Origin of the sequence: Morganella morganii H1r (assembly GCF_000633515.1) — a bacterium.
Taxonomy (GTDB): Bacteria; Pseudomonadota; Gammaproteobacteria; order Enterobacterales; family Enterobacteriaceae; genus Morganella; species Morganella morganii_B.
On the sequence record NZ_AYMP01000108.1, the window covers coordinates 1 to 1313 of the forward strand.

At 54.0% G+C, this 1313-nt stretch carries 1 protein-coding gene; it reads left to right on the top strand.

Annotated features, from left to right (window positions below; all coding sequences use genetic code 11):
* The first annotated feature begins 340 nt into the window (after positions 1 to 340).
* The gene (locus U868_RS0123195) at positions 341 to 1276 is read left to right on the top strand and encodes a hypothetical protein (RefSeq protein ID WP_025155356.1); all 936 of its coding nucleotides are present in this window, start codon (positions 341 to 343) and stop codon (positions 1274 to 1276) included.
* The last annotated feature ends 37 nt before the right edge of the window (positions 1277 to 1313 follow it).

Consider the following 1313-nt stretch of genomic DNA (forward strand, 5'->3'; position numbering starts at 1 on the left):
GACCATAGATTCCTAACCATCAAGCGGACCCCAGAACGTGATCCGAAATCGGATAAATCACCGTAAAGATTGCGGGAAGTGCTGCTGAGTGCTAAATTAAACGGCATTAACGAATTTGTGGTTGTCACGCCGAAAGGTGACGAAAAGGGACGTAGGCACAAAGAACCGCGCCGAACCCAATAGAAAAGCCCTGTAATCTTTCAGAAACTTGGCGGAATCTAAGATTAACAGGGCTATCCAGAGATATTCCATCAGGGGTATTGTTGAACTCCTGATGGGGAGTATAGAATTATGCCGAGCAAAATTCAACTCCTGCCGCACAACATAAGCGCAGGAGAATGTGTCTGACTCCCTGACACTTCACACCCCGGTGAACGGTCATAAAATTCACCGTCATTATCTGCCTGTCTTTAAAGGTAAATTACCGAACATTGCGGCGGTGCGCCGTTTTTCGGCGGCACTGTCCCGTCATGACTGGAACCGGAATCCCCATATTTATAATCTGCGCTGTGAACGTAACCAGCGGGTTTCCGTACGCTCTGAGCGCCGGGAAACCTGGTATGCGCTGGCGCTGGCGATGATCGCCAATGCGGATTATAACCCGGACAGTGAGGCGCTGTTTGAGGTGATGTGTCCGGTGGAAACGCTGGCTGCACAATGCGGTCAGCTGCATCAGTATGAGAACGGCCGCAAAAGCTATGACCCGGTGCTGCACGCGCTGCATGACTGGGAGGCCGCCAACCTGATTATCATTCACCGTGATTTTGACCGTGAGGCGAAACAGTACAAGGCGATGCGCATCTGGCTGCGGCCGGAGTTTTTTGCAGGGCTGGGATTTGGCCTGGCGGCACTGCGTGACATTGTCACGCGTTTCCGGCGCTGGATGGAGCTCAAAGGGCTGCGGGAAGAGTATCAGAAACGGTATGCCCATCATGTGCTGCGCCTGAGCCGCTCGAATGTGGCGTCACTGGATAACCGGCACGCGCTGAAAAACCTGCTGAAAAAGCTGCGCCGTCTGGTCACCGGGGATGATGAGGCGCTGGAAAGCGAAAAGAAACACTTGGAAAAAGCCCTGAGAGAGAAAAAAGCGCAGCTGAAAGCCTCCCGTCCGCAGCAAGACACGCCCGGAAATGCCTGGTGGCTGTATGAGCGCTGGAAGCAGATAAACCCGGTGGCTGTTGTCCGTGCGCTGGAGCAGCGGATTAAATCGCAGTTCCCGGCGCTGCACGGCGAGCTGCTGTATCAGTGTTACCTCGATAACCTGCCAGACAATTAGTCCCGTCTCTGTAAGATCTGACCGCCTCCCCGGCGGT